Annotated in this window: 18 protein-coding genes and 3 pseudogenes; 7 read left to right on the forward strand and 14 right to left on the reverse strand. The window is 59.8% G+C overall.

Translation table 11 applies throughout. The annotated features are described in order from the left end of the window. The first annotated feature begins 130 nt into the window (after positions 1–130). From ACE04I_RS02715 to ACE04I_RS02730, 4 genes are all read left to right on the forward strand, one after another. Complete coding sequence (locus tag ACE04I_RS02715) at positions 131–823, forward strand: type 1 glutamine amidotransferase domain-containing protein (RefSeq protein WP_487206537.1); 693 nt, start codon at positions 131–133, stop codon at positions 821–823. 87 nt (positions 824–910) lie between these two features. Further along, complete coding sequence (locus ACE04I_RS02720; RefSeq protein ID WP_487206538.1) at positions 911–1,750, forward strand: type 1 glutamine amidotransferase domain-containing protein; 840 nt, start codon at positions 911–913, stop codon at positions 1,748–1,750. Between the two features lie 130 nt (positions 1,751–1,880). After that, positions 1,881–2,177, forward strand: coding sequence for a putative quinol monooxygenase (locus ACE04I_RS02725; RefSeq protein ID WP_487206539.1), 297 nt, complete (start codon positions 1,881–1,883; stop codon positions 2,175–2,177). A gap of 176 nt (positions 2,178–2,353) precedes the next feature. Then, positions 2,354–3,442, forward strand: coding sequence for a nucleotidyltransferase family protein (locus tag ACE04I_RS02730; protein WP_487206540.1), 1,089 nt, complete (start codon positions 2,354–2,356; stop codon positions 3,440–3,442). Between the two features lie 368 nt (positions 3,443–3,810). On the opposite strand, the gene ACE04I_RS02735 is transcribed toward ACE04I_RS02730, so the two are convergent. The 4 genes from ACE04I_RS02735 to ACE04I_RS02750 form a co-directional block, all read right to left on the reverse strand. Continuing rightward, positions 3,811–4,074, reverse strand: coding sequence for a DUF982 domain-containing protein (locus ACE04I_RS02735; protein WP_487206541.1), 264 nt, complete (start codon positions 4,072–4,074; stop codon positions 3,811–3,813). Between the two features lie 5 nt (positions 4,075–4,079). Then, positions 4,080–4,352 (reverse strand): hypothetical protein, encoded by a 273-nt coding sequence (locus ACE04I_RS02740; protein WP_487206542.1) that lies wholly within the window; start codon positions 4,350–4,352, stop codon positions 4,080–4,082. 410 nt (positions 4,353–4,762) lie between these two features. Then, positions 4,763–5,125, reverse strand: coding sequence for a response regulator (locus ACE04I_RS02745; protein WP_046793068.1), 363 nt, complete (start codon positions 5,123–5,125; stop codon positions 4,763–4,765). Further along, on the reverse strand, positions 5,122–7,308 hold the full coding sequence (locus ACE04I_RS02750; protein ID WP_487206543.1) for a PAS domain-containing sensor histidine kinase: 2,187 nt from the start codon (positions 7,306–7,308) through the stop codon (positions 5,122–5,124). The genes ACE04I_RS02745 and ACE04I_RS02750 overlap by 4 nt, the downstream gene beginning before the upstream one ends. A 997-nt stretch (positions 7,309–8,305) precedes the next feature. Between ACE04I_RS02750 and ACE04I_RS02755 the strand changes: the two genes are divergently transcribed. Next, positions 8,306–10,159 carry an ABC transporter ATP-binding protein gene (locus tag ACE04I_RS02755; protein WP_046793065.1) on the forward strand — a complete coding sequence of 618 codons (1,854 nt, stop codon included), beginning with the start codon at positions 8,306–8,308 and terminating at the stop codon, positions 10,157–10,159. Between the two features lie 14 nt (positions 10,160–10,173). After that, entirely contained in the window at positions 10,174–12,075 is a 1,902-nt protein-coding gene (locus tag ACE04I_RS02760) for an ABC transporter ATP-binding protein (RefSeq protein WP_487206544.1), read from the forward strand. 281 nt (positions 12,076–12,356) lie between these two features. On the opposite strand, the gene ACE04I_RS02765 is transcribed toward ACE04I_RS02760, so the two are convergent. The 10 genes and pseudogenes from ACE04I_RS02765 to ACE04I_RS02810 form a co-directional block, all read right to left on the reverse strand. Beyond that, complete coding sequence (locus ACE04I_RS02765) at positions 12,357–12,578, reverse strand: hypothetical protein (RefSeq protein ID WP_046793063.1); 222 nt, start codon at positions 12,576–12,578, stop codon at positions 12,357–12,359. Positions 12,579–12,777: 199 nt separating this feature from the next. Beyond that, on the reverse strand, positions 12,778–13,818 hold the full coding sequence (locus tag ACE04I_RS02770; protein WP_487206553.1) for a DUF7146 domain-containing protein: 1,041 nt from the start codon (positions 13,816–13,818) through the stop codon (positions 12,778–12,780). A 22-nt stretch (positions 13,819–13,840) separates the two neighbouring features. Beyond that, positions 13,841–14,788 carry an ArdC family protein gene (locus tag ACE04I_RS02775; protein ID WP_487206545.1) on the reverse strand — a complete coding sequence of 316 codons (948 nt, stop codon included), beginning with the start codon at positions 14,786–14,788 and terminating at the stop codon, positions 13,841–13,843. 168 nt (positions 14,789–14,956) lie between these two features. Further along, positions 14,957–15,481: pseudogene (locus ACE04I_RS02780) on the reverse strand (NADP-dependent malic enzyme); the annotation flags it as partial. 19 nt (positions 15,482–15,500) lie between these two features. Further along, the gene (locus ACE04I_RS02785) at positions 15,501–16,664 is read right to left on the reverse strand and encodes a mandelate racemase/muconate lactonizing enzyme family protein (protein WP_487206546.1); all 1,164 of its coding nucleotides are present in this window, start codon (positions 16,662–16,664) and stop codon (positions 15,501–15,503) included. Between the two features lie 34 nt (positions 16,665–16,698). Next, positions 16,699–18,005 (reverse strand): annotated as a pseudogene (dctA, locus tag ACE04I_RS02790) (C4-dicarboxylate transporter DctA). 278 nt (positions 18,006–18,283) lie between these two features. Beyond that, positions 18,284–19,369, reverse strand: coding sequence for a tartrate dehydrogenase (locus ACE04I_RS02795; RefSeq protein WP_487206547.1), 1,086 nt, complete (start codon positions 19,367–19,369; stop codon positions 18,284–18,286). A 14-nt stretch (positions 19,370–19,383) separates the two neighbouring features. Further along, positions 19,384–20,889: a tripartite tricarboxylate transporter permease gene (locus tag ACE04I_RS02800; protein WP_487206548.1), complete on the reverse strand. Its 1,506-nt coding sequence runs from the start codon at positions 20,887–20,889 to the stop codon at positions 19,384–19,386. A 4-nt stretch (positions 20,890–20,893) separates the two neighbouring features. Further along, a complete protein-coding gene (locus ACE04I_RS02805) occupies positions 20,894–21,346 on the reverse strand; it encodes a tripartite tricarboxylate transporter TctB family protein (RefSeq protein WP_046793055.1) in 453 nt (150 codons plus the stop codon). A gap of 48 nt (positions 21,347–21,394) precedes the next feature. Beyond that, positions 21,395–22,360, reverse strand: a complete 966-nt coding sequence (locus ACE04I_RS02810; RefSeq protein ID WP_487206549.1) for a tripartite tricarboxylate transporter substrate-binding protein — start codon at positions 22,358–22,360, stop codon at positions 21,395–21,397. Positions 22,361–22,483: 123 nt separating this feature from the next. On the opposite strand from ACE04I_RS02810, the pseudogene ACE04I_RS02815 reads away from it, so the two are divergent. Then, positions 22,484–23,389, forward strand: a pseudogene (locus ACE04I_RS02815) (LysR family transcriptional regulator). Positions 23,390–23,839: the final 450 nt, after the last annotated feature.

Below are 23,839 nucleotides of genomic sequence, written 5' to 3' on the forward strand. Positions count from 1 at the left end.
TGTTCGTCATCATTCTATCCTTCTGCGAACAAATGAATTCCTCGGAGACCCATTTATCCGCCTTCGTAGCTTTAATACGTTCAGGGCATCGAATGTGATGAAACGTCATCGCGATGTTCAGGAGCAGATCATGACAAGCACAACTCAGGATATCAAACCGGCTCTCTTCGTCCTTACCAGCCATGGCGTCAAAGGCGAAACTGGCGAACCCACCGGATTCTACTTCGGCGAGGTTACCCATCCTCTCGCCGTTCTCGATGTCGCCGGCATCCCGGTCGAGTTCGCCTCGATCAATGGCGGCGAGCCGCCTGTCGACGGCCTAGACCTCGATGACGCGATCAATGCGCGCTACTGGAACAGCGAAGGCTTCCGCTACGCCATTCGCAACACGTCGCGTCTTTCCAATGTCGATCCGAAAAACTACTCCGCCATCTTCTTCGCCGGCGGACACGGCGCGATGTGGGACTTCCCGACAAGCCCGGCGGTCAACAGCGTCGCCCGCGATATTTACGAGGCGGGTGGCGTTGTCGCCGCCGTGTGCCACGGCCCCGCGGCACTGGTCAACATCACGTTGAGCAACGGCGCGCACCTTGTCGCCGGCAAGAACGTCGCCGCCTTCACCGACGACGAGGAACGGGCCGTCAAACTGGACAAGGTTGTTCCCTTCCTGCTGGCCAGCACGCTTGCCGCTCGCGGCGCCCATCACCATCCGGCCCCCGACTGGACCGCGAAGGTGGTCATCGACGGAAGGCTGGTCACCGGCCAGAATCCGCAATCGGCGACCGGCGTCGGCGAAGCGCTCCGCGATCTCCTGACCGCATAACCAGCATTACCGATATCACCCCAGTCGACACATCATAGATCTTCCCTGACCCGTTGGGCAGGGAACGGCTTTCGCATAGAGAAAAACATGAAGCCTATCCGCACTCTCGCCCTCGCGCTTGCTCTTGGAACAAGTGCCTTCAGCACACAGGCCGCCAACGTTCTGGTCGTCCTTTCCGATTCCGACCGTCTCGACCTCAAGAACGGCAAGGTTTTCGAGACCGGCTTTTATCTCAATGAATTGATGCAGCCGGTAAAGGCGCTGACGCAGGCCGGTCATGACATCACCTTCGCGACCCCGAAGGGAACGGCGCCGACGCTGGACAAGTCCTCCGTGGACAAGATGTATTTCGGTGGCGACGAGGCCGCGATGCGGGAAGGCATCGCCATGCTTGAGAAACTCAGGCTGACATCCGACAGCACCTCGCCGGTGATCAGCCTCTCCCGCGTCGAGCAGATCGGTTACGACCATTTCGATGCGGTCTATGTGCCGGGCGGCCATGCCCCGATGCAGGATCTTCTCGTCAGCCCGGAATTGGGCAAGCTGCTTGCCGACTTCCATGCGAAGGGCAAGACCACGGCGCTCGCCTGCCATGGCCCGATCGCCCTGCTCTCGGCCCTGCCCGATGCAGCAGCCTTCACCATGAAGCTTGAGACAAGCGGTTCGGCCAAGGCCGAGGGCTGGATCTATGCGGGCTACAAGATGACTGTCATCAGCAATCAGGAAGAGGAAATTGCCAAGGGCCTGCTGAGCGGCGGGGAGATGAAGTTCTATCCGCAGACGGCCTTGGAAGCGGCAGGCGGCGATTTCGTCAGCAACGAGACGCCGTGGACATCCAACGTGGTGACCGACCGCGAGTTGATCACCGGCCAGAACCCCGCTTCCGCCCCAGCCGTCGCCGCCGAATTGCTCAAGCGCCTGAAATAAACCAGCCGGGCGATCCGCCAGCGCCGCTCCCAATCCCGGAGCGGCGCGTCGGCCTCATTCAATCCCGCACACAGCAGCTTGGGGCGTTGCTCCATATCGCAAGCCGAAGCCAACCTGACAGGACAGACAAGTGACCAGCAGTATCAATGTCGTGGCACGCGTCACGATCACACCCGGCAAGGAAGATGCCTTCGAGACATATGCGGCGGAATTGTCAGTCGCGACGCGCGCCGAGGTGGGATGCCTCTCCTATCATCTCCACCGCAACCTCAATCAGAGGGGAGTCTACGTGTTCGTTGAAGAATGGGCCTCCCGCCAGATCTGGGAACAGCACATGTCCGGCGAAGCCATCCGCGTCTTCAACAGGCAACTGCCACCGGGAACGATCGCAAACATCGAGATCGATCCTCTCGAGCAGATCGCCTGATGGGCGAAGGGTATGACAATGACCAAAGTGAACATCGGAAGCATCGGCACAGGTCTCATTGCGACGACCCTCGCCCCGGAAATCCATTCATCCAGTAAGGTGAGGCTCCTCTTCCCCTCTCCTTCTATTCAGTCTATACCTTTTTGCATAAAAGGTATAACTTGAGGAAGGCAGTGATGAAGCAGGTGGATCTCACGTACCAGACCATGCTCGCGGAGCTGGCCCAGCGCTCCATGGACGCGGCATGGACAGCGGACTTCCCGCCGGCGGGCCGATTCCAACGCGTTGTCGTCAAGGAGCGAGCCTACTGGTACTTCGACATCCCTGACGGCAAGGGCGGCAAAACGCGCCGCTATGTCGGCCCTGCAAACGATCCCGAGATCGCCCAGCGCGTAGAGACGCACCAGCAGCAGAAGGACGATCTGCGCGCTCGTAGGCGCATGGTGTCATCCCTCACCCGTGAAGGCGGCATGATCGCTCCCGACCCCATGTCCGGGGACATCGTGGAGGTACTTGCGACCGGAGGCCTGTTCCGGCTGCGCGGCGTCCTGATCGGCACGGTGGCCTTCCAGACCTACGCGGGTATCCTCGGTGTGCGCCTGCCCCTGGCCGCGCTTCTGACTGGGGATGCGGACATAGCCCAGGACCACGCGATCTCCCATGAAGTAGAGGACAGCCTGCCTCCAATCGTCGAGTTGCTACAGGGTATCGATCCGACCTTCCGGCCGGTTCCTCACCGCTCCGGATCCACAGCATCGAGCGCGTTCCAGAACGCGACGGGATACCGGGTCGAGTTTCTGACATCCAACCGAGGGTCGGATGACTACATCGACCAGCCTTCCCGGATGCCAGCCCTTGGCGGCGCGAGTGCGGATCCGTTACGCTTTCTCGACTTCCTCATTCGTGACCCGGTCAGAACCGTCCTACTCCACAAGAGCGGGATCCCGGTCACCGTCCCGGATCCCGCGAGGTACGCCGTCCACAAGCTCATCGTCGCCTCACGCCGTCGAACTGAAGGTGACAGCGCACTGAAGCGCGACAAGGACATCCGGCAGGCCGCGCTCCTGTTTGAGGCGCTTGAACAGACCAGAAGGCTCTCAGACCTTGCCCTCGTCTACAACGAAGCATGGGAACGCGGCCCCGCATGGCAGGATGGCATCCGATCTGGGGCCGGAATGCTCACTGCCGAGCAGCGCGATCATCTTGCGGACAGTCTCCGTGTTGGTGCAATCCAGATCCGAGAAGACATTACTATGCCATTCTGAGGGCAGAAGTGGAGGAAGAATACGCACTTTCGGTTGAGTCATCTAAGATGATATGTAGTCTTGGCAGCACTGCGCCAGAGGCGCGATTCACAGGAAGCCAGCGGCGCCGGCAGTCACACGACATCTGATAATGCAAGCAGATGGGGCCTGCCAAGTTCAAGCACTAGATCGCATCAAGTCCCGCAGTCGCAGCAAGAGCGGCATCCGGCTGCATGCTTCTTAGTGAAGGCTGGGCGTTGCACGTCCGCTCCAATCATCGCCAGCTATTCTCCTTTAAATTCAATTTCTATCTCGGCTTTCGAATTAACTATACGGGGATGGGAGTGTCGCGTCGATTGTCCGGGAATAGCGAGGATAGACGGAGACTTTCAAAAGAGGCCTCCCGTCGTCGGGAGCCGTTCAAACCCCGGGTGGTCCAGCTCCGCATCCAGGACCGCGGTGACAAATCGCGTCCGTGCCTCCTCTATCGACTGGCGACCGTCGAGCGCCGCCAGTATGGCGAGGTGAGCCTCGGCAAACGTCAAGTATTTGGTATTCGGCCACTCGCGCATCATGAAGCCATGTGCCTGCAATGGGCTATTGATCGAGCTATCACCGATCCGAACCGGTGTACTCCAGTGTTCTGTTAGCATATCCGCTACTCCTTGACGTTGGGATCAATTGACCCGCCCTCATTCTCCCATGACGCGATTTCGCCTCGGCGGCTGCGTTTTCGCGCCTTTGGGGAGGGCGGGTAGTCTTCGGGCGAAATCATGCCGTCCAGAATGCGTTGAACGAGGACCACCTCTTCGGAGTGATCGGCTCCAATGCGCGCCTTCAGATCCAGTGTCGCATAGCGTCCCTTTTTCAGGACACGACGGAGAATTTCATTATCAGCCGATGACGTTTTGGCAGAAAGTACTATGACCATAGCCAACCACTTCCCATGATGTAGAGGAGGATGCATATGCTCAGTCCGGCACACGCTTTCGGTGCCAAGCCCTCATAGTACCAAGACGGTAGATGGTTGGCCTTGGAAGACATATCGTCCTCCTCCTTTTCTGAGGACAGGGAAAACCGCCGATAGCAATCCCCACCTCACGATGCCATCATAAGTTGATATAGGGCGGCAACAGCTCGTTTACAAGTCAGGCAACCAACAAGATCATTTTGTGGATCGCGCCAGATGAGCCAAAGAGCAACGCTTCCTCATGTAATCGCGATCATTCAATATCCGCCAAATGGCTTAGCTATATAAGCCCGCTGCGAGCAGGTGCCCCCTCCGATCGAACCCACTCGGTCGCGGGTACCGGTAACAGGACAGGTCGGACGCAGGTTTCGTCAATCGTCCACGACACCCGCGATTATCTGCTGCAGCTCGCCAGAGGAAAAGGGTTTGCCGATAACAGGATGGCCGCCAAACTCGTCAGGCAGCCCCTCCATCCCATATCCGGTGCTAAATATGAACGGTATCTGACGGTTGCGGAGGATCTCCGCAACGGAAAAACTAGGCTCGCCAGCGAGGTTGACATCCAACACTGCTAGATCGACTTCCGCCTTGGCGGCGATTGTTCGTGCATCGGCAAGCCGCGATACGGAAGCAATGACTTCGCAACCGAGATCCTGGAGCATGTCCTCTATCATAAGAGCCACAAGGCCCTCGTCCTCGACAATGAGAACCTTCAGACCGGAAATGTCCCTCATGCCTTCACCTGCCCAACCGGAATTGAGATGCGACAGGATACGCCGGCGGGCTCGAAGGCCAGATCCAGTTCACCCCCGAGATCGCGTTCTATGCAACGTTCCATCAGCCGAGTGCCGAACCCGCGTCGGTTCGGGGGCCTGACCGGCGGTCCTCCGCGTTCCCGCCATTCGAAGATCAGCCTAGGTTTAGCCTCGGTCTCGTCCAGTAGGCGCCAGGCGACAGAAAGCGAGCCGGCCTCCGACGACAGCGCTCCATATTTGACGGCGTTCGTGGCAAGTTCGCTGAGGGCCATGGTTAAGCTCAGTGCGGCGCGCGGGTTGAGACCGACCAATGGACCGTCGATGCTGATCCGCTTGGCCGCTCCACCGGCGAGCGGCGTCAGCACCTCCCGCGCAAGCGCCTCCAGGGGGGCGTCATCCCAATGCCGCTTGGTCAAGAGATCGTGGGCACGCGCGAGCGCCAGCAGCCTGCCTTCGAAGCGCTGCTGGAAGTCGTCCAGATCACCGGCATGCCTTGCCGTTTGCCCAGCCAGCGACTGCACAGTCGCGAGCGTATTCTTGACGCGATGATTGAGCTCGTCGATGAGGGTTTTCTGTCTGCTCTCGGCCTGCTTGCGTTCGGTGATGTCGACGAGCATGTTTATGGCTCCGACAAGATTTCCGTCCGCGTCATGAAGCGGTGTGGGATAAGGAGTAAACGGGATGCGGCTGCCATCCGGCCGTTCGGCAATCGCTTCCGCTCCCCGAACCGGACGATCTTCCTTCAACGCTACAGCCATTGGACATTCATCGTGCGGCAGCGGCGTGCCGTCCGGATTGAAGAGACGCCAGGTAACGCACCACATGTCGCCCGCCTGCGGCGTTCGCCCTGACATTTCCACGGCTGCCTTGTTGTAGAATGTAATCCGCCCTGCCGCGTCGGTCGTATAGACCGCGGCCGGCAGCGCTTCGAGCAAATCGCGCATATGCTGTTCGCTTGCGCGGATCTGGTCCTCCATCTGCTTGGCGGCGGTGACATCCTGGATCACGCGCACGCCGTAACGGAAGCCGCCGGCCTCATTCCGTACCGAGGAGCTATGGATATCGAGATAGACCGTGGTTCCATCCGGCTTTGACGCTCGTTTGCGCAACGCGTAGCTATCGATCTCCCCGAGAATCTGGCGCGCGTAGAGCGCCGCGTCCTCCTCTCGATCACCATCCTGCGTGTAATCGAAGAAGGTCATGCTGAGCAGTTCTTCGCGGGAACGTCCGAGCATCTGGCACAGCGCGTCGTTGACCCGCAGCAGGTGCCCCGCGGAGTCCGCTTCCGCAATTCCGATGGTCGCAGCTTCATAGGTTGCCGCCAAGCGTTCTTCGCTGTCGCGACGTGCGCGCTCGGCTTCATAGAGATCGGTCACATCCGTCGTGAAGCAGCGGGTGTTGATGAACTCTCCATCCTCAAACCGACTATTTGACGTGATCAGCACATGCTTGATCGAGCCATCCTTGGCGCAAAGGCGCGCGGGATAGCGGTCCAGCTTCTCGCCGCACGCCAATTTGTGGAGAATATCGCCGATCACCGGCGCATCCGCGTGAAATTCCGCAATATGCCGCCCGACATACTCTTCGCCGGTATAACCGAGAAGAGCCAGCTCCGCCTTATTGGCGCGCTGGATGATGCCATCCCCACCGACGATGTGAAGACCTATCGCGCTGTTCTCGAAGAAATCCTCAAGATCGGCGTTCTTACGGCGGACCTCTTCCTCTATGGCCTTATGCACCGAGATGTCCTGGAAGCAGTTTATCGCCCCTTGAATCCTGCCTTCGTGGTCTTTCAGAGGGCGGATGTTCACCAGCGCGACGAAGCGCGAACCTTCCGGTCTTTCGATAACCACCTCCGCATTGCGAGTCTCCTTGCCGGTGAAAACAGCCGTCGCCATCGGGCAGACTTCGTGTGCCAATGGCGTGCCATCAGGCAGGAAAAGAGCGTGTGAGCCGCAGAAGCGCTCGCGCTTCTCTTCAAGCGCTGGCGTTCTTCCCCAGAGTGCGGCGGCTTCCCTGTTGTAACGGACGAGCCAGCCGTCGTGATCGCAGAGATAGACGGCGCCGGGGATAGCATCGAGCACGCTCGGCGCCGCCGCGACAAGCGCATCGTATTCGCTCAACTTCCGGGCGGGGAGCGGGAATTCCTCGATATTCGACATCGGCGGCGTTACTTTCTCTGATCGTCTCGTCGCAATCGAGGCGGTGCCCATCATAGGACGGAAGCGCCGATATAATGTACAAAAGCCCCGCCGCGTAGTTCTCAAGCCGAAATGCAACTCCCTCTAACGTATACCTCCGAGGTTTGTTTCATTTCGTGCTGAATTTCCAGGCGCTATGCGCTTCTGCTTGGAGTGGATGTGCTCTGTGCATGTTTTCGCAGAGAGCTCCTGCGTGCTGATGATACGAGTAGAAGTTCAATCAACAATGGCATCTACCTCGCGCTATTCGATCCCGCAAGGCGATTGGTGGCGCTGTGTCAGAGCTCATGTGACCAAAGGTTCGGTCGAAGTGGCTGCGACGTAGGAGAAGTAATAGTTCGTTGAACCCGATCGGCTCCCCATACCTGAGCGAACGTGAAGGCAAGCTGCCGCAACTCGTCGCTTTGGAGCCGCTACTGCCCGGGCTTGTTGTTTCGGGAACAGCCGTGAAGCAGGAAGGGATTCAGGCTATGAAAGCGCAAAAATCTCATCGTCGGGCCATGGCGAGGTATCGGCGGTATATAGACGGGTTGTTCAAGGCAACCCCGTCAAGCTGCCTGTAAAGCCTTCTGGACGGCCTATCGGCGCACGGTCGATAGCCAGAAGAAGGCTCCCCGAGTCGGCCCCTATCAAACAGAAAACGTTATGATTTCAAAAGCTTCCCTTAAATTCACCGTCATCCATGCTTCATGATTGAGCACGATCAACGTGACCAAACGTGATGCACGATCACCCGAGGCGCATATTTCCTCCGCCGCGACGGGCCGCGGTTCAAACAAACACTGTGGCCATAGAGCACGACACAGGATCGGCCTTGATAGAATCAGGAAGATGCCCTAAGGATTTAGCTGCTTTGGGAGGAGCCTTTACCCTTCCGTGCGTAGCACGCGATTCTTCATCTCATAACCGCCGCCTTCCTGGATAATTTTATCCAGATCAGTGATTTTGGAATAAAACCGTGAGCAGCGATGCGACAGTTCGCGCCGCGAAGCCATCGACTTCGCTTGCGCTTGTGAATGCAGCAGGCTGGGGCAAGGGCCTTTCGATCCTGACCCGCATTACCGTGATGGCCTTCCGCCATCCCTGGCAATCGGGCTTTGCTATCGGCGCGACCCTCGTCGCATCCACCTTCCAGCTGATGATCCCGCAGCTTCTCGGCCAGGCTGTCGATCACACGCAGGTGGTTTTGACTGGCGGCGGCGCGGGTCAGGCCGCACAGGACGCGCTGCTGACAACGGCCCTTCTTCTGCTCGGCGCAAGCGTGCTGCGCGGCATCTTCACGCTGATCCAGAACTATTACAGCGAGGCTGTCGGCCACCACATGGGCTATCGTCTGAGGCTGGCCTGTTACGAGAAGATCCAGCGCCTCTCCTTCAGTTTCCACGACAGCATGCATTCGGGCGATCTGATCACGATCGGGCTTCTCGATCTTGAAGGCGTGCGCATGTATTTCTCGACCGCCCTGGTGCGCATGGTCCTGCTCACCATGCTGATCGGTATCGGCGCCTATCTCCTCCTTTCGACCGATCTCGTGCTCGGCCTTCTGGCGCTGAGCTTCGTGCCTTTCGTCGGCTGGCGCTCCTCGGTCACCCAGCTTCGCCTGCGCGCGACCTGGCTCGACCTGCAGGAGCGGCTTTCGGTTCTGACCCGGGTCATGGAAGAAAATCTCGGCGGCATCCGGGTCGTGCGCGCCTTTGCCGCCCAGAAACACGAGCTGGACAAGTTCGACGCCGCCTCGAAGAGCGCACTGTCGCTCGCGCATCAGCGCGTCGGCATTCGCGTCGCCAATACCAGCGCCATGACCTTCTCCTTCTTCGTGGCCATGGGTCTCGTTCTCTGGTTCGGCGGCGGCAAGGTCATGGCCGGCGAGATGACGGTGGGCACGCTCACCTCCTTCCTCACCTTCATGACTATCCTGCAGATGCCGGTGCGCCAACTCGGGCTGATGGTGAACGCGTTTGCCCGCGCCTCGACCTGCGGTGCCCGCCTTTTCGAGCTCCTCGACCTCGATATCGCCATCAAGGACGAGAAGGATGCCAAGGATTTGAAGGTCAGCGACGGCACGCTACGCTTCGAACACGTGAATTTCGCCTATCCGAGTGCCGAAACGCACCAGGTGCTGACGGACGTCACCTTCGAAGCCAAGCGCGGCGAGACGATCGGTATCGTCGGTCCGCCCGGCAGCGGCAAGTCCACGCTCGCCCACCTGATCCCCCGCTTCTACGACGTCACCGGCGGCAAGATCACCATAGACGGGCAGGACATACGCCACGCCACGCTGCAGTCGCTGCGCCGCTCGGTCGCTGTCGTTCAGCAGGATTCCTTCCTGTTCACGACGACGATCGAGAACAACATCGCCTATGGCGACCCCTGGGCCAAGGAAGCCCGCATCGAACGCGCCAGCGAAAGCGCTCAGCTCCATAATTACGTGCTCGGCCTGCCGACCGGGTACGGTACGGTGGTCGGCGAGCGCGGCGTCTCGCTTTCCGGCGGCCAGCGCCAGCGGCTTTCGATTGCTCGCGCGCTGATGCTCAGGCCCGCCGTGATGGTCTTCGACGACTCGACCGCCGCGATCGACGCGGGCACTGAACAGCGCATCCGCAGCGCCATGCGCAGATATGCCGCTGATCGCGTGACGATCATCGTCGCCCACCGTCTGAGCTCGCTCATGCACGCGGACAGGATCCTGTTCATGGAAAACGGTCGGATCGTCGAAAGCGGAACGCATGACGAATTGCTGGCGCTCGGCGGCCGTTACAAGGCGCTTTACGATCTGCAGGTCCGCCCCGGCGAAGAAGCGCTGACGGCCTGAGGGAGGGATTACAAATGGCCGAGGAACTGGAAACCGAGCGTGCCGACGTTCGCGAAGACGGCAGGCGCCCTCCCCGCGCGGTCGTCGGTTCGCACCGCATCGAAGAGGAAATCTTTGGCAAGGTTTTCGACGGCAATATCATCAAGCGCATCTGGGCCTTCGTGCGCCCCTATCGGGTGAAGATCTACTGGGCCGTTGTCGCGGTGCTGACCTTTACCGCGATGCAGCTCCTGGTTCCGCTGATCATCCGCTACGCCATCGATCACGGTATGCAGCCGGGCAGCGTCGATCACGACGTGCTCACCTGGTCGATCATCGCCTTTCTGGCTGCGATCCTCATCAACTTCGGCGCGAGCTATGTGCAGGAAACTCTCGTCGGCAACGTCGCCGAGGACGTTCTCTTCGACATCCGCAAGGCAATGTTCGCGCATCTGCAGCGCGTCTCGCTGTCCTGGATGGACAAGACAGAAGTCGGCCGCCTGATGTCGCGCCTGCAGGGCGACGTGAACTCAATGCAGGAATTCCTTGAGACCTCGGTGCTTTCGGTCGGCGATATCGCTCTGCTCTTCGGTATCGTTTTCGTCATGCTGTATCTCGACTTGAAGCTCGGCCTGCTGACGCTCTCGGCGCTTCCCGTGCTCTTCGTCGTCCGCATCTTCTGGCTGCCGCGCGCCCGAAAGTCCTTCATGGCGGCGCATGAGACAAATTCCGTGGCGAACGGCGCACTCGCCGAGGCGATCCATGGCGTTCGCGCCGTGCAGAGCATGGATCGCGAGCGCGTCAACTTCACGCTCTACGACGACAAGGCACGCGCCAACCTGAAGACCCACCTCACCGCTGCGAAGTATGCGCAGGTCATGGTGCCGATCGTGGATTCGCTGACGGGCCTCGCCATGGCGCTCGTGATCGTGGTCGGCGGAGCGCGCGTACTGGACCAGGAGCTCGATGTCGGTGTCATGATCGCCTTCCTCTTCTATATCCAGCGCTTCTTCGATCCGATCCGCTCGCTCACGCTGCAATATTCGGTCATGCAGCGCGCGATGGCTTCCGGCCAGCGATTGACGGATGTGCTGGACGTGCCGGTCGACATCAAGGATGCTCCGGACGCCAAGGTGCTTTCATCCGACATGGATGGTTCGGTGGAATTCCGCGATGTCGTCTTCGGTTACAATCCGAAGCATCCGGTTCTCAAACACGTGAGCTTCAAGGTGAACCCCGGCGAGACGGTCGCGCTCGTCGGTCCGACGGGTTCCGGCAAGTCGAGCTGCATGTCGCTGATCCATCGTTTCTACGAGGTTCAGGGTGGCCAGGTTCTGGTCGGTGGTCACGACGTGCGCGACCTCACACAGGATTCGCTCGGCCGCCAGATCGCCATGGTGCTGCAGGAGCCCTTCCTCTTCACCGGAACGGTGTTCGAGAACATCCGGTATCACAAGACCGACGCGACCCGCGAACAGGTAATCGAGGCAGCCAAGGCCGTCGGCGCCCATGATTTCATCATGCGCCTGCCCGACGGTTACGAAAGCATCCTCGGCCAGCGCGGCGGCAATCTTTCGCTAGGTCAGCGACAGCTCATCAGCTTTGCCCGCGCGCTGGTTGCGGATGCGAAAATCCTCGTGCTCGACGAGGCGACCGCCAATATCGACAGCTATACGGAAATGCTGATCCAGAAGGCATTGGTGAAACTGCTCGAAGGCCGCACCGGCCTGGTCATTGCCCACCGCCTTGCGACGATCCGCGAGGCGGACCGCATCATCGTTCTGCAGAATGGCGAACTGGTCGAAAGCGGCAACCACCATGAACTGATGGAGAACGGCAAGCTCTATTCCAGGCTCTACAATCTCAACTATGCCTCCTTTGACGACATACCGGATGACATTGTCTCCGAGAAAGAAGCTGAAATTTCGACAACGTAGAAATAGCTAAGCCGTTGCGTCGATGAAACTCTCTCTCGACCGCCGGCTTCCAAGCCCCCACCTTAGGCGAATACGCTAGCGACGATCGTGTGAGAATGAGGCGAAATGCAATCCTACTGGAAGCACATCCGCAGCCTGTGGCTCTACATTGTGCCGCCCGAACGCCGACGATCAGTTCGCGCCATCGCTCAAAAGATGATCGAGGCCCCTCTGGCCACGTCCTCATGGATCTTGCGCGTGGCAGAAGGCAACATGCCGCCATTACCAATTCTAGAAGACAACTATTCGTCTGACACATCCTGGAGGAGTCCGTCATAGACCTCCAACAGCGCATTGGTGATCGCCTGCCCAAGCGCATTGCCCGCAAGGCGAACCTCGTCTTCCGTGCCGTCACGGGCTGTCCTGGCGAGTTCGAAACCTTGCTCACTGACGATCTGCTTGGCGACTTCAATTGCCCAAAGGCCGAAGTCACCCCGGTTCTTGATCATGATTACGTCTTCCATTGTCACTCCGACCGGTTGCCACAACGCTGTCTATACTGGCGGACGGATCAATGCCAGGTCCGCGCTAGAGATGCATGTTGCGGCCTTGTGGCGCCCAGGAAAGGTTTCCGAGAGGCCTGGAGGGGGCGGTCGCAACGATGGCTGACCCGCTGAAGGCTCGTCCGCCCCAACACGGCGCTCACTCTCCGCCCTTGCCGCATCATCGGCCGGGAAGAAAGGCCATTGCATCTTCAGGCGCGAGCTGTCCCCGTAGGGTGGCCGTCAGCCGGTCAGGACCAAGCTGGCGCAAATCCTCGTTGAAGTCGCCCAGTTCGGGGAGAAGAACAAATGGGAGTATCCCGAGGGCCTGCGCCCGGCCGCTCAACCGCTCGATGGCCCGCCGACCGGCTGCATCCGCATCAGCGGCGATATATAGACGCAGGCACTCGCCTGGCAACTGGAAGGCCGCCAAGTGATTGGCGCTGAGCCCTGCCACCATCGCCATGCCGGACATAACTTGCGATAGCGACAATATGGTTTCGAGCCCCTCGCCCGCCGCGATAACTCTCACGGGAGAAGCAACCGGGAAATGGAAGCGCACACCATTGCCGAGCAGGCTGCCGAGTGCGCGACGCGGGTTTTCGACCTTCGCCTTGCCGTCGCCGTTGGGATCAAGCCAGGTGCGATGCACGCCCGTAATTGCACCTGTCTGGTCAGTGACGGCCGCAATCAGCGCCGGATAACTGGTTGTCCGCCCGGTTGTCAAATCGCGGTAAAAACAGGACGGATGAAAGCGCAACGCCGGATGGATTGAAGCCCGCAGGATGCTCCGTTGACGCAGGTAGTCATCGGCAAGCGTGCCTCCAAGGGCCTGCGTTGTCCGGAACAGACGCTGTGCCCGCTCCATTGCTGATCGGCGGACTGACGCAAAACCGCCCGCCTCCTCTCCGTGAGACAGCTCGGGTCGGAGTTGCGGCAAGCTCAGGAAATATCGCGCCTCCTCAGCCACGCCACGGAAGTCGGGGAGACCGCGGGCTTCCCGGATAAGGTCGAGCAGGTCACCGAACTGGCCTGTCGCCGCATCCACCCATTTGCCGGCACTCGGGCCGGTCAGGCGGACATAGAGCGATCCGCCTTTGCTGTTGGCGACATCTCCGACAATCCAGTAATTGCCGGCGCGATGGCCGGACGAGAGATAATAGCGGCAGACCGCTTGGGCATTTTGCGCGAGACGGTTTGCCAGTTCTGAAGCAGATAACATAGGTAAGCCTCCTTCACTGAGATCAGGCGGTCGCGGCGAGCGGCGCATCGTCTGTCGAAGGAGCATCGGGCTGCAGGCTGTGTAGGTAAGCGGCGGCGCGTTCAGCATGCGCGGCGGCCTGGAAAACGGCGCGCTTGTCGTTTTTCAGAACCTTCAGCCAGCTGCCGATATAGGCTGCGTGATCCTCTCTGGGTTCACCCTCGATGCCGAGATCCGCGCAGATCAAGGCTGCAGAAACCTCAGCCACAACCTCTTCCATCGCGTATCCATCATCGCCCCATGTCTTACGGCCGAAATCGCGGTTGAGACGAGTGGGGTGGCGCGTCCAGTGCGCAGTTTCGTGGGCAAGGACTGACACGTAGGCGTCGGGAGATTCGAAAGCCTCGAAAGGAGGCATGCCGATGAAGTCCTCGAGGGGACTGTAGAATGCCTTGTTGCCGCCGAAGCGGATCTTGGCGCCGGTATGGGCGAAGAAGGCGTCGGCATGGGCAAAGCGCTTCATGGGCGAGCGCGGTTCGGCCGGAGTGGGGGTGAACCGCGCCGGGAGATTGTCGATCTGGTCGCAGTTGAAGACAGGGTAGCCTTTCAGGAAGGGGATGCGCTGCTCGATTTCCTCGCCGTTTTCGGCTTCTTCGGTCGTCTCGATTGCGCCGGCATAGACAACGAGGGCGGAGATTTCGCCCTTTCTGACCTGCCCACCAAGTTCCTGGGCTTGGCGATAGGTCATCCAATAGGGGGAAACGTAGCCGTTGGCGGTCGTTTCCATCCACAAAAGCATGGTGTTGATGCCGCGATAAGGCACGCCATTATGGCGCAGCGGCCGTGTCGGCGTGCCATTCGCCCCCCATGGTTGATGCCAGGGCCGGACGCCGGTTTCGAGCTGATCTACGATCTTGCCGGTAATGCGCTGATAGATATCCTTGTCCGGACGCCGGCGGCGGGGGAAAGGCTTACGGGGCTTACTGTTCATAATGCTTTCTCCGGTCAACGGACCGGGGAAAGCCTCTCTCTCCCGCTCAGGCCCGTTCGATCGGACCCCTCACCTCTCTTACTCTTTGGTGTCTCCGGCCCCTTAAACCGTTACAGAACCCCTCTCCTTCCTCTCCCTTCCTCTCTCCCTGGCATGCTCCTGCACCACGTGCTGATCGTCGTGGAAGACAGGGATCTTCATGCGAGAGCGGAGTTCCGCCTCGATCAGGAAGCATTCGGGAGCCTTGATGTCCTCAAGATTGATGCCGCCGAACGTCGGCTCGAGCAGAGCCACGGCGTCGCAGAACCTGGAGACGTCCGTGGTGTCGACCTCGATATCGAACGGGTCGATGCCCGCGAACTTCTTGAACAGGACCGCCTTGCCCTCCATGACCGGCTTCGAGGCGAGTGGTCCGATGTTTCCGAGGCCTAGGACCGCAGTCCCGTTTGTGATGCCCCCGACGAGATTGCCTCGGGCCGTGTATTGGCTTGCAGCCCTGGGATCCGCCACGATCGCCTCGCAGGGAGCGGCGACGCCGGGCGAGTACGCCAGCGCCAGATCGCGCTGCGTCTCCATCCGCTTGATCGTCTGGATGCCGAGCTTTCCGGGCTGAGAATATAGATGGTAGTCGAGCGCGGCTTGCCGAAAATCGTCGATCATGGGAGCTGTCCTGAGAGGGCGTGGGCGAGACATTCGCCCACTCCGGGTCTTGTTATTCGGCCAGTTCGCGCATGACCTTGATCAGGTCGGACTTGCCCTCGAATCCGATGCCGGGAAGCTCCGGCATCACAATGTGGCCGTCCTCGACCTTCACGCCGTCCGGGAAGCCACCATAGGGCTGGAACAGGTCCGGATAGCTCTCGTTGCCGCCCAAGCCCAGGCCTGCCGCGATATTGAGCGACATCTGGTGTCCCCCGTGCGGAATGCAGCGCGACGACGACCAGCCGAACTGGCGCAGGACGTCCAGCGTGCGCAGGTATTCCACCAGACCGTAGGAAAGGGCGCAGTCGAACTGCAGGTAGTCCCGGTCCGGCCGCATCCCGGCATAACGGAGCAGGTTGCGGGCGTCCTGATGCGAGAACAGGTTTTCTCCGGTCGCCATCGGCGCATCGTAGAATTCCGAGATTGCGGCCTGGAGGGCGTAGTCCAGCGGATCGCCGATTTCCTCGTACCAGAACAGCGGGTAGTCGCGGAGCATCTTGGCGTAGGCGATACCCGTCTCGAGGTCGAAGCGGCCGTTCGCATCGACGGCAAGACGCGCCTCGGAACCAATCTCTTCGAGAACGGACTCGATGCGGCCACGGTCTTCGTCGATCGAGGCGCCGCCGATCTTCATCTTGACGACATTGTACCCGCGGTCGAGGTATCCGCGCATCTCCTTGCGTAGAGCACTGTTGTCCTTGCCGGGATAGTAGTAGCCGCCCGCAGCATAGACGAAGACCCTCGGATTGGCCTCACGGCCCTTCATCTTGGCAAGGAGCCGGAAGAGCGGCTTGCCTTCGATTTTGGCGACAGCGTCCCAGACGGCCATGTCGATGGTGCCGACGGCGACCGAGCGCTCGCCGTGACCGCCGGGCTTCTCGTTCTGCATCATCGTCGTCCAGATCTTGTGCGGGTCGAGATTCGTGCCTGCGTCGTTCATCAGGCTTTCCGCCGGCGCTTCAAGTATCCGATCCCGGAAGCGCTCGCGGATGAGGCCGCCCTGGCCGTAGCGACCGTTCGAATTGAAGCCGTAGCCTACCACTCGCCGGCCGTCCTTCACGACATCGGTCACGACGGCGACCAGGCTCGCGGTCATCTTCGAGAAGTCGATATAGGCGTTGCGGATAGGCGAAGCGATCGGCTTTGTCACCTCGCAGATGTCGATGATGCGCATTAGATGAACTCCATTTAGTTGTAAGATGTTAGTGTCAGTGTTGAATTGTGACGGGAGCGGCAGTGATCTGTTTGGGAATCTCTCCGTGCTGCTCGGCAATCACCGCTTCGACCGTCCGTCGATCGAGAGCGCCTCCCCACTTGGCGATGGCGATCGTCGCGACACCATTCCCGATGAGGTTTACAACCGCCCGCGCCTCGTTCATGAAGCGGTCGACGCCGAGTAGAAGCACCAGGCCCGCGATCGGATTTCATGGAAGCTGGACAGCGTCGCGGCGAGCGTCACGAAGCCGGCGCCTGCTACACCTGCCGATCCCTTCGACGTCAGCAACAAGACGCCGAGGATGACGAGCTGCCCTTCAATCCCAAGCGCCGTGTTTGTCGCCTGAGCGACGAACACGGCCGCCATCGTAAGATAAATGCAGGTTCCGTCCGCGTTGAACGTGTAACCGGTAGGGAGGACCAGGCCGACGACGGACTTTTTGCATCCGAGCCTTTCGAGCTTTTCCATCATCCGCGGAAGCACCGCCTCCGAAGAACATGTCGCAAGGACGATCAAGAGCTCGTCCTTGAAGTGCCGGAAGAAGTGCATCAGGGGGAAACCAGACCATCTGGCCACGGCTCCGAGCACGAACACCACGAAGAAGGCCGAGGTGAGATAGACGGCCAGCATGAGGTGACCCGAGGACCAGAGGGTGCCGATCCGGTGCTTGCCGATAGTATAGGCCACTCCGGCTCCCGCGCCGATGGGAGCGAGCCGCATGACCATCGAGACGATCCGAAACAGGCACTGGAGGAACGCGTCGAGGAAGTCCATTACCGGCTTGCCCCGTTCGCCGATCTGGACAAGCGCGACTCCAACGAGAACTGCCAGGAGGATGACCTGGAGCATCGCTCCCTTGGCGAAGGCGTCGACCATCGTCGTCGGGATGATGTTCATCATGAAGTCGACGAAGCCCCCCTGCTGCTGAGCCGTCTGCTGATACTGGTTGATCGAGCCGGCATTCAAGGTACTAACGTCGATGTTCATACCGACGCCGGGATTCATGATGTTGACCACGATCAGTCCAAGAACGAGGACGATCGTGGAGACGACCTCGAAGTAGATGAGCGCGCGAGCGCCGATTTTTCCAACCTCCTTGATGTCGCCCATCTTCGCGATACCGAGGACGACGGTTGCGAAGATTACCGGTGCGAGAAGCATCTTGATGAGCTTGATGAAGCCATCTGCCAAAGGCTGCAGCTTCGTGGCGAACTCGGGCACCAGTAGTCCCGCCAGAATCCCCAGGGCTATGCCGATTAGAACTTGTACGTATAGTTGACCTAGCACGCGTCGTGCCATGGTGCTCCTCCTATTCCTCCTGCCGCACTTCATTTGCGGTCGGATTTCCAATAGGGAGTGGTAAAGAACCGACGGGCCTCGATCTAATGCCAATGGTCATTTTATTGATGCCGATTTGGCATCATATTAACCGCCGACATCTGCTTGGACAGGGACTGGAATCGTCCGAGTTTCATGCGACAGCCGACTCGCACCGGCCCTAATGGATAACTGCAAAGGCGACGCGCTTGTTCGCTTTTGGCATGGAAGCGCGCCGCCTTCCTACGTCGTTTTCGAAATCAGACGAGGAAGTCCGCCACAGCCTTGCCGGATGTCGCGGTGTCGGCTGTTCCACCGAGATCGCGCGTCCGAAGCCGTGCATCCGCAAGGGATCCTTCGATCCCTGCCATGACGGCGCCGGCGGCTTCCTGCTCGCCAAGGTGCTCGAGCATCATGGCTGCGGACCAGATCTGGCCGATCGGGTTGGCGACCCCCTGCCCGGCTATGTCAGGTGCCGAACCGTGCACTGGTTCGAATAGCGAAGGGAATTCTCTCTCGGGATTGATGTTGCCGGAAGGTGCAATTCCGATCGTACCCGTGCAGGCAGGCCCCAGGTCGGAAAGGATGTCCCCAAAGAGGTTGGAAGCGACCACCACGTCGAACTTGTCGGGATTCAGAACGAAATGGGCGCAAAGGATGTCAATGTGGTACTTGTCCCACGAGACGTCCGAGTAAGATCTCGCCATCTCTTCGACGCGTTCGTCCCAATACGGCATCGTGATCGAGATCCCATTGGACTTGGTCGCCGACGTCAGTTTCTTTCTCGGACGGCTCTGAGCAAGTTCGAAAGCGAACTTGAGGATCCGATCGACGCCTATCCGCGTCATCACCGTCTCCTGGACGACGGTCTCGCGATCCGTGCCGGGGAATATTTTGCCGCCGATCGAGGAGTATTCTCCCTCCGTATTCTCACGGACCACGTAGAAGTCGATGTCCCCTGGTCCACGGCCCGCCAGCGGCGAGGAGACACCCGGCATGAGCCGGCATGGCCTGAGACTGACATATTGGTCGAACTCCCGACGGAATTGGATCAGAGATCCCCATAACGAAACGTGATCGGGGACAATTTCCGGCCAGCCCACTGCACCGAAGAAGATCGCGTCGTGACCGCCGATCTGGGCCTTCCAGTCCTCGGGCATCATTCGGCCATGCTTTGCGTAGTAGTCGCATGAGGCGAAATCGAAGGAGTCGATCTGCAACTCGAACCCGAACTTCTTTGAGGCGGCCTCCAAAACCCGCAAGCCCTCAGGTACGACCTCCTTGCCGATACCATCGCCGGCGATGGAGGCAATCCTGTAGATTCGGTTCGTTTTCTGTCCACTCATGTTTATCTCCAGTGTCAGTCTTCTTCAACGAAGACTTCCTTGCGGCGTTTTGCGATGTCGGGAATGAAGGCGATTGCGAGCACGGCCATGGCGACCACAAGAAGGGTGGCGCTGATCGGTCTGTTCACGAAGACCATCGGATCGCCGTGGGAGATCGTCATCGCCCGACGGAGATGTTCTTCCAGCAGCGGACCGAGAACGAAACCCAGCAGCATGGGGGCAGGCTCGAACTCCAGCTTGGCAAGAACGTAGCCAAAGACACCGAAGGCGGCCATGACGTACAGATCGAACGTATTCGAGTTGACGCTGTAGACCCCGATGGACGCGAACGCGAGGATGGCCGGAAACAACACGGCATAGGGAATTGTCAGCAGCCTCACCCAAAGTCCAATGAGCGGCAGGTTCAAGACCACGAGAAGGAAGTTCCCGATCCACATCGAAGCAATGAGCCCCCAGAACAAAACGGGCTGTGACGTCGCAACCTGTGGCCCTGGAACGATCCCCTGGATAATCATCGCGCCGATCATCAGAGCCATGACCGGATTTGCGGGTACGCCGAGGGTCAGCATGGGAATGAATGACGTCTGGGCGCCTGCGTTGTTAGCCGCCTCAGGACCGGCCACGCCTTCGATGGCCCCTTTCCCGAAGCGTTCGGGTGTCTTCGATATCTTCTTTTCCAGGGCGTACGATGCGAAGGACGCCAGAATTGCGCCGCCGCCCGGAAGGACTCCGAGTGCTGAGCCCAGCGCGGTCCCGCGACATGCGGGAGCAAATATGGTCTTGAGATCCTCCCTACTCGGCCAAAGACCCGCAACTCGCTTGACGACTGCGATGCGCTGAACCGTGACCTCGAGGTTCCGGAGGATTTCAGCAATGCCGAAGATGCCGACTGCCACGGCGACGAAGTTGAGCCCGTCGGCAAGCTCCGCTCGACCGAGGGTGAAACGCATCGCTCCCGTGTTGATGTCGGTACCCACCAGACCGAAGATCAAGCCCATCGACACCATAGCGATAGTCTTGAGGACGGACCCGCTGGCGAGGACGACGGAGGCTGCCAGACCTAGGACCATCAGGGCGAAGTACTCTGGAGAGCCGAACTGCAAGGCGATCTTCGTCAGCGGCGGAGCGAGCGCCGCGACAAAGACAGTCGCGATGGTGCCAGCAAAAAAAGAACTCAGCGCTGCCGCCGCGAGAGCTGGCCCTGCCCTTCCCTGTCTGGCCATCTGATATCCGTCGAGCGCCGTTACCGCCGATGATGACTCCCCAGGCAGGTTGATCAGGATTGCCGTGGTCGATCCTCCGTACTGCGCACCGTAGTAGATCCCCGCCAGCATGATGAGCGACGTCTCCGGCGGCAACGAGAGCGTGATCGGCAAGAGCATCGCGATAGTCGCCGTCGGACCAATGCCGGGAAGTACGCCGACGAGGGTTCCGAGAAGCGTGCCCACGAAGCAGAAGAGAATATTGTACGGCGTGAGGGCTGCGCTCAGACCAAGCGCCAGGTTGCTGATGAAGTCCATTTCGTCAAACTCCAATCCACGGCCCGAACAGCCGGACGGGAAGGCCGAGTCCGTAGTAGAAGACGGCAAGACAGAAGGCCGTGATGGCCAACGCGATGACGGCTGCAATGTGTGGCCTTTGACCCTTTGCGGCCATCGCGGCGGAGATTGCTGTCAGCAATACTGCGGGAACGAAACCCAGCCCACGTATCGTCATACCGAACAGGATCGGCGCAGCAATGATTGCGACTATCGAACGAACGGGGGCATACTGCGGATGAAACGGGACGCTGACCGTTACGGCCTTCAATCCCACTGCCAGACCGATGCCAGTGATCAGAATCGACAGCACAAGCGGGAAATAGCCAGGGCCCATTCTCAGCGCGCTGCCGACGTCCATCCCGAAGAAGGACGTCAGGCCGAAGCTCAACCCGGTCACCAGCAAGACGAGCGATGCCGCGAGGTTTTTTATATCCATTGGAACACCCGGTGTCGGCCCAGGATACCCTGAGCTGACCCTCCGATCTTAGTCGGCGAACTCGCCGGCGGCCTTGATGATCGGATCCCAGCGCTTGATTTCGCTGTCCAGCTTCGTGTGGAGGGCGTCCGGCGTTGCTTGTTCCTTCGTTGCCGGGATCGTCGCGATCTGGGCGAAGCGTTGCTTGAGGGTCGCGTCGTCCATCGCGGCTTGCAAAGCCGATGACAGCTTCTCTACGACCTCCTCGGGAGTGCCCTTGGGAGCGTAGACGCCGTGCCAGACGCCCAGCTTGAACGTCGGCAAGCCCGCCTCCGTGGTTGTCCTCACATCCGGAAGCGTTTCGGCCCTCTCCTCGCTTGTGATTGCGTAAGCCTTGACCTGGTTCTGCGTAATGGGACCAACCGTATTCGTCGCCTGGTCGCAAGTCATGTCGATCTGTTTGCCGATAAGGTCCGTCATGATGGGGCCATTGCCCTTGTATGGGACGGTGGTCATCCGGGTGCCGATCGTCGACATGAAGAGCGTACCGCATAGATGCGACGCCGCCCCAAGTCCGGCATGAGCGTAAGTGACGTTGGTGCCCTTCTCCTTGATGAAGGCGAGAAGGTCTTCGAAGGTCTCCGGCCCGAGGTCGGAACGCGAGATGACCGTCATCGGCGCGTCGCTTACCAACCCGATCGGCTCGAAAGCTTCCAGAGGCTTGTAAGGAAGCTGGCGATAGAGGGCGGGCGCCGTCGCCATGCCGATGTGGTGAACCAGGATGGTGTAGCCGTCCGGATCCGCGTCGGCGACGCGGCGAGCACCGATGGTGCCACCAGCGCCCGCCACGTTCTCAACCACGATCTGCTGGCCGAGCGACTTCGACATTGCGTCTGCGGTGAGCCGTGCGATCGTGTCGGTAGGCCCCCCTGCCGCATATGGGACGACCATGAAGATGCTGCGATCCGGATAGTCGGCAGCGAAAACCGGGGTGACGGAAAGCGCCAGCGCAGCTATAGTGAGTGTGGGTTTCATTTTCTTCCTCCTCCTTCTGCCGTTGACATCAACAACGGCGCTCCTCGGCGAACCTTTGCCGACTACCGGTTGACGGTCCAATGCCGATCCGGCTTCATTTGATGCCGATCATGAGGAGATGAGATGGATACCGCCTGGCTTTCCGACCTGCGTGCACTTGCTGAGACACTGAACTTCTCCAGAGCCGCAGAGCTCCGAAACATCACACAACCTGCGTTCGGCCGAAGGATCCGCGCCCTCGAAGACTGGAGTGGGACGCCGTTGGTCGACCGCTCCACGCACCGCCTGAAGATCACTCCCGCCGGAGAAATCATGCTTTCGGCAGCCGCCGATGTCATACAACGTCTTGAACGGGCGAAACACGAACTCGACCAGGCACGCGCCGCCAGCGCGACGCTGACCTTCGCCGCTACACACGCTCTTTCCTTTACGTTCTTTCCAGGCTGAGTTCAGGGCCTGGGCTCTTCCACTACGACGGTGCCCATACGCCTCCTATCCGACAACATGAACGAATGCGAAAAGATGATGGCTGACGGACGCGCTCAGTTTCTCCTCTGTCATCACCATCCGGACAGCGAGATCCGGCTGCACGACACCGATTTCAAGCATGTTGAATTGGCGAGAGACCTTCTGATACCCGTTGCGATGCGCTCCGAAAGCGGGGAGCCGACCTACAAGCTTCCTGGAACGCTCGAAGACCCCGTCCCGCATATTGCATTCGACGAGAAGTCTGGCATGGGTCGGATACTGGCAGCCACCATCCCAACTCGATCAGGTCACCTGAAGCTCGCTCGGGTGTTTACCTCCCACCTTGCCATGGTTTTGAAGGCACTTGCGATCGAAGGTAAGGGTGTCGCCTGGATTCCGCAGAGCCTGGCGGCCGCGGAACTGGGTAGCGGCGGCAAGCTCGCCATTGCCGGCGATGAAGAATGGACCGTTGCTGTCCAGATCGTCCTTATCCGTCCCCGAACGAGGATGACGGAGCTCGCGGAGCAGTTCTGGTCAACGGTGATGACTGCGCGCAAGTAACGCAGGAATCAATAGCGAGGAGATCTAAGCTCCCAGCAGCCTCCGAGCTCGAAGGTGTGCTAGTGGAAGTTCCGCGACTTTACCTTCGTGGGATCGATGTGAAGGTCTGGGTGTTGGCTTCCGCGTGGAACTGAGCCGGTTTTGGAGTGAACCCCTCGGGCTGGACCATCGAAACGCTTCAAACTAAGCTGCTTAGCTCGGCTTTTGTCTACGACAGCTTGACGTAGATGCACCGCTCGCCCGCTTCGGCCGGCTTTGGAGCGGCAGATCGGTTTCATCGAGCAGCGGCTTGGAGGCTGGTTTTTGAGGAGCTGTCTGGAACTATGCTGGGGAAGCCTTGTTTGTGGGTGGCCATCGCCCCAGCGGCGAATCCGGTACGTCCCCGCGTCGAAGCGACAGTTGAGGCCCGGGCCTGCGGAACCAGACAGCCATCTTGGCTTCGGGGCGCTC

The organism is Rhizobium moroccans, assembly GCF_057559155.1.